Source organism: Caulobacter endophyticus, from assembly GCF_029543245.1.
Lineage (GTDB): Bacteria > Pseudomonadota > Alphaproteobacteria > Caulobacterales > Caulobacteraceae > Caulobacter > Caulobacter endophyticus_A.
This window is the reverse complement of record NZ_JARQWV010000039.1, coordinates 25718-32030: the sequence shown is the minus strand read 5'-3', so window position 1 is coordinate 32030 and position 6313 is coordinate 25718. Positions and strand designations below refer to the sequence as shown.

Here is a 6313-nt window from a genome sequence, read left to right as displayed (position 1 = left end):
CTTTGCTCCTGGGGTGGCGCATCTCCCCCCGCGTTCTGGGGGGGTGGGGGGGGGGGGCGCCTGGTGGGGGTGGGGGGGGGGGCCCCCCCGCCGGCGCGGCGCCCAGTCTCGCCCCCTCCACCACTTCGTGGTCCCCCTCCCCCGCTTCACGGGGGAGGAGCGGCTGATCCGGCCAGCGCGCGGGAAGCTGAAAACACCCCCCCCCCTCCGGCCCTTTGGGCCACCTCCCCCAGAGGGGGAGGATCTTGGCGCGTCCTACGCCCCGACCAGCTCCCGCCCGATCAGGTAGCGGCGGATCTCGTTCGTCCCCGCGCCGATGTCGTAGAGCTTGGCGTCGCGCAGCAGGCGCTCGACCGGCCATTCCTTGGTGTAGCCGGCGCCGCCCAGGGCCTGGATGGCTTCCAGCGACACCTTCACGGCGTTCTCGCTGGCCATCAGGATCGCGCCGGCCGCATCGAAGCGGGTGGTCTTGCCGGCGTCGCAGGCTCTAGCGACCGCGTAGACATAAGCCCGCGCCGAGTTGAGGGCCACGTACATGTCGGCGACCTTGCCCTGCATCAGCTGGAACGAGCCGATCGCCTGGCCGAACTGCTTGCGGTCGCGCACATAGGGCAGCACGTAGTCGAGGCAGGCCTGCATGATGCCCAGGGGGCCGGCCGAGAGCACGGCGCGCTCGTAGTCGAGGCCGCTCATCAGCACGCCCACGCCGCCGCCCACCGGGCCCATGACGTTCTCCTCGGGAATCTCGCAATCCTCGAACACCAGCTCGGCGGTGTCGCTGCCGCGCATGCCCATCTTGTCGAGCTTCTTGCTGACGCTGAACCCCTTTATGCCCTTCTCGACCAGGAAGGCGGTGATGCCGCGGCTGCCCTCGCCGGTCTTGGCATAGACCACCAGCACGTCGGCGTGCGGGGCGTTGGTGATCCAGAACTTGGTGCCGTTCAGCACGTAGCGGTCGCCGACCTGCTCGGCCCGCAGCTTCATCGACACGACGTCCGAGCCGGCGCCGGCCTCGCTCATCGCCAGGGAGCCGACATGCTCGCCGCTGATCAGCTTGGGCAGGTAGCGGGTCTTCTGCTCAGGGCTCGCCCAGCGGCGGATCTGGTTGACGCAGAGGTTGGAGTGGGCGCCGTACGACAGGCCCACCGAGGCCGAGGCGCGGGAAATCTCCTCCATGGCCACCACGTGCTCGAGATAACCAAGGCCGAGGCCCCCGAACTCTTCCTCGACCGTGATGCCGTGCAGGCCAAGGTCGCCCATCGGGACCCACAGTTCGCGCGGGAAGGCGTTGGTCTCGTCGATCCGGGCCGCCAGCGGCGCGATCTTGTCGGCGGCGAAGCGGGCCGTGGTTTCACGAATCGCGTCGGCCGTCTCGCCGAGCGCGAAGTCCATCGAGGGTGCGGTTTGCAGCGTCATGCCCGGATGCATAGCACAAACGCCCGCCGATCAACGAGACCGGCGGGCGTTCATGCTCTTTTGTTCGGCGATCAGGGGTCCGACCGGCCTTTCAGCCACGGCGTTCGACGATCATTCCTCGTCGAGATCGGGGCCGCCCAGCTTGCGCAGCAGCAGATAGGCCGAGACCGCAAAGCAGATGACGCCGATCACGCTGGCGCCCCAGCCGAACATGCGCACGGCCGTCAGGCCGGGATCGGAGGCTACCGACAGGTTCCACAGCACCCCGCCGCCGAACAAAGCCAGGCCCAGCAGGCCCAGGCTGACCAGCAGGCTGCCGTTGCCGAACACCGGCTGCTCGGGCGGGTTCAGCGGCACGTCCAGGGTCTGGATGTCGACCTCGGCGCCGCTGGTCGAGAAGCCGCCCAGATTGAAGGGCGAGCGGGCCGGCTCGCGGGCGGTCTCGAACAGGGTCGGCTCGACCTGGGACGGGGCGCTGGGCGCGGCCGGCGGATCGGGCACGAACAGCGGGGCCTGGGCCGGAACCGGCTCTTCCGGCGTCAGCCGGAAGGGTTCCAGCGTCGGCGCGGGGTCGACAGGCGCGTGCAGCACCGGCGCGGGCTCGGCGGCCGGAACCGGGACGACGGGCGCCGGCGGAGGCTCCGGCACGGCCAGGTCCTGGACGGGCTTGGCCGCAGGGCGCGCCGGCTCGTCGGCCAGGATGGCCTCCAGGCGGGCGCTGACGGCCGCGGCGGCCTGCTGGCTGGCGCTGGGAGCGTCCTCTTCCGGGACGGCCGGGGTCAGGGGCGCGGGGCCTTCCTCGCGCTCGGCGACGGCCTTGTCGCCTTCCAGCCTGGCCGAGACGGCCGCCGGGGTCTGTTTCGGAACGGCGCAGCTGGCGTCGTAGTCGACCTTGGGCCGCAGCACGGGGCTGGGCGCGGGCACCCACTGGCCGTCGGGCGGGGTCAGGAACAGGGTCTTCTCGGCGGCGCGGCGGCGCACCAGGGCGTCGATGACGATCCGCTCGCCCTCGAAGTCGGCCTTGCGCCACATCTCCATGGCGCAGGCGGCCTGCAGCAGCGAGCCCTCGTTGATCCGGCGCAGCACGCCCGAGCGCATGAAGTTCTCGGTCCCGATGTTGAACGCGAAACAGGTCAGGGCGTCGAACTGGTTCTGGTTCAGCGGGGCGTAGGTATGCTCGTTCACCGCATGGGCCACGGTGATCAGGTCGTAGAGCAGCAGGGCCTCGGCGTCCTGTTCCGAGACGGTTGCGCCCCCCCGGGCGGTCAGGGTGTGCCCGTAGCCGATCGTCCAGCGGCCGTCGGGCAGCTGGGCGGCTTTCTGCCGATAGCCTTCGAACCTCTTGATGAGATCGACGGCGGCGCGGGAGACCTGATGACGCGGCTTCATCGCGAGAAACGACCCAATTTGAAACAGGGGCGGATGCCCTCGCCTCGTCCCGCGCAAGACCGGCGCCGTTCGCTCCTGTTTCCACTTCTCCCATGGGGAGAAGGAGGGGCCCGTCCCGACGAAGGTCGGGATGGGAGGATGAGGGGGTACGCCGTTTGAAGGCGAGCACGAACAAGCAGGATGTCGGCCAGGGTCCCTACGCCCTCACCCTCCCATGCTTCGCATGGGCCCCTCCCTCTCCCCACGGGAGAGGTGAGACACGATCAGTTGAACAGCAGCGCCGCGATGAGCAGCACCGAGAAGAAGCCCGCGAAGTCGGTCAGGAAGGTCACGAAGATCGACGACGACACGGCCGGGTCGCGGCCCATCTTCTCCAGGGCCAGCGGCGCGAGGATGCCGCCGACGGCGGCGGTGAAGATGTTGACCACCAGGGCCAAGGCGACCGTCAGCGACAGCTTGGGATTGTCGTAGAACACATAGACCGCCGCCCCCATGACGACGGCCAGGGTCAGGCCGTTCATCACCCCGACCAGCAGCTCGCGCATGACGATGCGCGTGGCGTTGGCCGCGGTCAGCTCCTTGCTCGACAGGGCGCGCACCGCGACGGCAAGCGTCTGGGTGCCGGCGTTGCCGCCCAGCGACGAGACGATCGGCATCAGCACCGCCAGGGCCACCAGCTTGGAGATTTCGGCCTGGAACAGCGCGATGCCCGAAACCGAGATGGTCGCCGTCAGAAGGTTGAGCAGCAGCCACGGCAGGCGCGAGCGCACGATCTCGACCACGCTGGCGTCGCGGCCGACGTCGGACACGTTGGCCAGCGCCAGGATGTCTTCCTGCGCCTCTTCACGGATGACGCCGACGATGTCGTCGACGGTGATCTGGCCCACCAGCCGACCGCCGGCCTCGACGACCGGGGCGCTGATCAGGTGGTACTTGTCGAAGATGTAGGCCACCTCCTCCTGGTCCATGTCGACGGTGATCTCGGTCACCGGCTCCATGATCTCGGCCAGGGGGGTTTCCAGCTTGCTGGTCAGCAGCAGGCTGATCGGCAGGGCGCCGACGGGCGTGTACGAGGGGTCGACCACATAGACGTCGAAGAACAGCTCCGGCAGGCTGTCGCCCGACTGGCGCACGTGCTCGATCGTGTGGCCCACGGTCCAGAACTGCGGCGCGGCCAGGAACTCGCGCTGCATCAGGCGGCCGGCGGTCTCGTCCTCGTAGGACAGCGTGGTCTCGATGGCCGCCCGGTCGGTCTCGCCCATGGCCGCCAGCACCTGGAAGCGCTTGGTGTCGTCCAGGTCGTCGATGACGTCGGCGGCGTCGTCGGTGTCGAGCTCTTCCAGCGCGCGGGCCAGGGTGACCGACGGGGTCGCCTCCAGCACCTCCTCGCGGATGTTGTCCTCCAGCTCGGAGATGATCTCGCCCAGGGCGTGGGGCGCCAGGACGGGGATGACCTCCTCGCGATAGGCGGCCGACAGGAAGCCCATCAGGTCGGCGACGTCGGCGGGATCCAGCGCGCCCACCAGCTCGGACAGGCGCGCGGTGTCGCCGCGATCGGCCGCGTCGACCACCATCTCCACATAGTCGGGCTTGAGGGCGTAGTCGTCGCCAAGCGCCAGATCCTCGAGGTCCTCGACGACTTCCGGCTCGGGAATGGACAGGGCGTGGCGCGCGTCTTCGCTCAGGTCGGCGTTTTCCCGGGTCATGGGGACCTCCTGAACTTTAGGCGAGGCTTGAGCTGCGCGCGCGTGATCCGAATGATTGAAAGCCGAAGCTTGGCGGGCGGTTGCTCCCAAACCTTGGCCGAAAAATGGTTAGAGCGCGGAAGGCGATTCGGAAACCGAAGCCTGCCGCGCTCTACGCAAGTTCACCTGGTGCGGTCGAGAAGACTCGAACTTCCACGGGTTGCCCCACAGCGACCTCAACGCTGCGCGTCTACCAATTCCGCCACGACCGCTCGTGGTGAGGCGCGGCAGGTAGCAAACTGAATCGGCTTTGGGAAGAGGAGAGTTGGATTATCTCGAAGAACCCACAGGGAACTTCAGGCGCCGCCGGCCATGTAGTCGTAGACGTCGGCGGGGCCGGTCACCTGGATGGCGATGCGATCGTCGTTGATCTGGATCTCGCCGCGGGCGATCGGGTGGTTGTTGGCCAGGATCCAGACCTCGTCGTTGGTCTTGGCGTCGAGAGGGATCACCGCGCCGCGGCCCATGCGCAGCAGCTGCTGCATCGGCAGGATCGACCGGCCGAGCAGAACGGAGATCTCGACATTGACGGCGTTGACCTGGCTCACGAAGTAAGGCCCCTGGAACTGAAGTTGCCGAGCGGCGGGATGACCGCGCCCCGGCTCATGCAAGACTAAGGCCGCATGCTTGATCGCCCGTTAAACCTTGAAGACAAAGGCCTTCCCGATTTGTCGCGCTCCGACGGCGCCCCGGCGGGGTGGGCGGTTTCGACCGGCTACGTGCCCTACCCGGCAGCCGTTGCCGCCATGGAGGCCCGCGCGGCCGCCATCGCCGACGGCGCGGCGGGCGAGCTGATCTGGCTGCTGGAGCATCCCCCGCTCTACACCGCCGGCGTCTCGGCCAAGACCTCCGACCTGCTCGAGCCCGAGCGCTTCCCGGTGTTCGAGAGCGCGCGCGGCGGCCAGTTCACCTATCACGGCCCCGGCCAGCGCGTGGCCTACGTCATGCTCGACCTGACCCGGCGCGGACGCGACGTGCGGGCTTTCGTCACAGCGCTGGAAGCCTGGATCATCGACGCCCTGTCCGCCTTCAACGTCACCGGCGAGATGCGCGACGGGCGCGTGGGCGTCTGGGTCGAGCGCAAGGGCCCCGGCTGGTCGCGCGAGGACAAGATCGCCGCCATCGGCGTCAAGCTGCGCCGCTGGGTCAGCTTCCACGGCATCAGCCTGAACGTGGAGCCGGACCTGTCGCACTTCTCCGGCATCGTGCCCTGCGGCCAGGTGGAACACGGGGTCACCAGTCTGGTGGACCTTGGCCTGCCGGTGACGCTGGACGAGGCGGACGAGGCCCTGAAGGCCAGCTTCCGCAAGGTGTTCGGCGCGGTCGAGGACGCGGCCCCGCCGGTGCAGGGCGACTAGATAGCAGGGGCCTTGAGGGGCGGCTGGCCGTAGCGGTTGGCCCCCTGCTCTCCCCCCATGACGCCCAGCTCGACGATCGCCCAGACGATGACCAGGGCGAACACGAAGTCGAGGAAGTGCTGCGGGGTCGGCCAGACGGCGACCAGGGCCACCAGCACCAGCGCCGCCCACCAGCCCGAGCGTCCGCGATCGTGCAGGCGCTTGGACAGCACGCAGGCGCCGCTGTAGAGCAGGGCCGTATAGACGAGCCAGCCGGTCAGCAGCCGCAGCACGTCGCCGGCGATGGCCTCGTAGAGCACGGCGACGCCGATCAGCACGGCCGAGGCGATCAGGAACGGCGCGCGCGCCAGCCTGCCCGTGGAGGACAGGAACAGCTCCGCCCAATCGATCCGACCGTTCATCTAA

General features: G+C 68.9%; 6 protein-coding genes and 1 tRNA gene. 1 reads left to right on the top strand and 6 read right to left on the bottom strand.

What is annotated here, in order from left to right; genetic code table 11:
- Positions 1–255: 255 nt before the first annotated feature.
- The 5 genes from P7A99_RS24240 to P7A99_RS24220 all read right to left on the bottom strand — a co-directional run bounded on the left by P7A99_RS24240 (position 256) and on the right by P7A99_RS24220 (position 5161).
- Positions 256–1416: an isovaleryl-CoA dehydrogenase gene (locus P7A99_RS24240; protein WP_277796276.1), complete on the bottom strand. Its 1161-nt coding sequence runs from the start codon at positions 1414–1416 to the stop codon at positions 256–258.
- 111 nt (positions 1417–1527) lie between these two features.
- Positions 1528–2805, bottom strand: coding sequence for a lysozyme (locus tag P7A99_RS24235; RefSeq protein ID WP_277796275.1), 1278 nt, complete (start codon positions 2803–2805; stop codon positions 1528–1530).
- Positions 2806–3068: 263 nt separating this feature from the next.
- Positions 3069–4511 carry a magnesium transporter gene (gene mgtE / locus P7A99_RS24230; protein WP_277796274.1) on the bottom strand — a complete coding sequence of 481 codons (1443 nt, stop codon included), beginning with the start codon at positions 4509–4511 and terminating at the stop codon, positions 3069–3071.
- Positions 4512–4677: 166 nt separating this feature from the next.
- Positions 4678–4762, bottom strand: a tRNA-Leu gene (locus P7A99_RS24225).
- Between the two features lie 84 nt (positions 4763–4846).
- Entirely contained in the window at positions 4847–5161 is a 315-nt protein-coding gene (locus tag P7A99_RS24220) for a FliM/FliN family flagellar motor switch protein (RefSeq protein WP_101719464.1), read from the bottom strand.
- A 12-nt stretch (positions 5162–5173) separates the two neighbouring features.
- Here P7A99_RS24220 and lipB point away from each other — a divergent pair, with 12 nt between their 5' ends.
- Positions 5174–5908: a lipoyl(octanoyl) transferase LipB gene (lipB, locus tag P7A99_RS24215; protein ID WP_277796273.1), complete on the top strand. Its 735-nt coding sequence runs from the start codon at positions 5174–5176 to the stop codon at positions 5906–5908.
- Here lipB and P7A99_RS24210 read toward each other — a convergent pair.
- A complete protein-coding gene (locus P7A99_RS24210) occupies positions 5905–6309 on the bottom strand; it encodes a DUF805 domain-containing protein (protein ID WP_277796272.1) in 405 nt (134 codons plus the stop codon). The genes lipB and P7A99_RS24210 overlap by 4 nt on opposite strands.
- Between the last annotated feature and the right edge of the window lie 4 nt (positions 6310–6313).

What these genes read in the sequence shown, in the direction of transcription:
- P7A99_RS24240 (WP_277796276.1), bottom strand. Translation starts at nt 1,416, where the DNA reads ATGACGCTGCAAACCGCACCCTCGATGGACTTCGCGCTCGGCGAGACG.
- P7A99_RS24235 (WP_277796275.1), bottom strand. Translation starts at nt 2,805, where the DNA reads ATGAAGCCGCGTCATCAGGTCTCCCGCGCCGCCGTCGATCTCATCAAG.
- mgtE (WP_277796274.1), bottom strand. Translation starts at nt 4,511, where the DNA reads ATGACCCGGGAAAACGCCGACCTGAGCGAAGACGCGCGCCACGCCCTG.
- lipB (WP_277796273.1), top strand. Translation starts at nt 5,174, where the DNA reads ATGCTTGATCGCCCGTTAAACCTTGAAGACAAAGGCCTTCCCGATTTG.
- P7A99_RS24210 (WP_277796272.1), bottom strand. Translation starts at nt 6,309, where the DNA reads ATGAACGGTCGGATCGATTGGGCGGAGCTGTTCCTGTCCTCCACGGGC.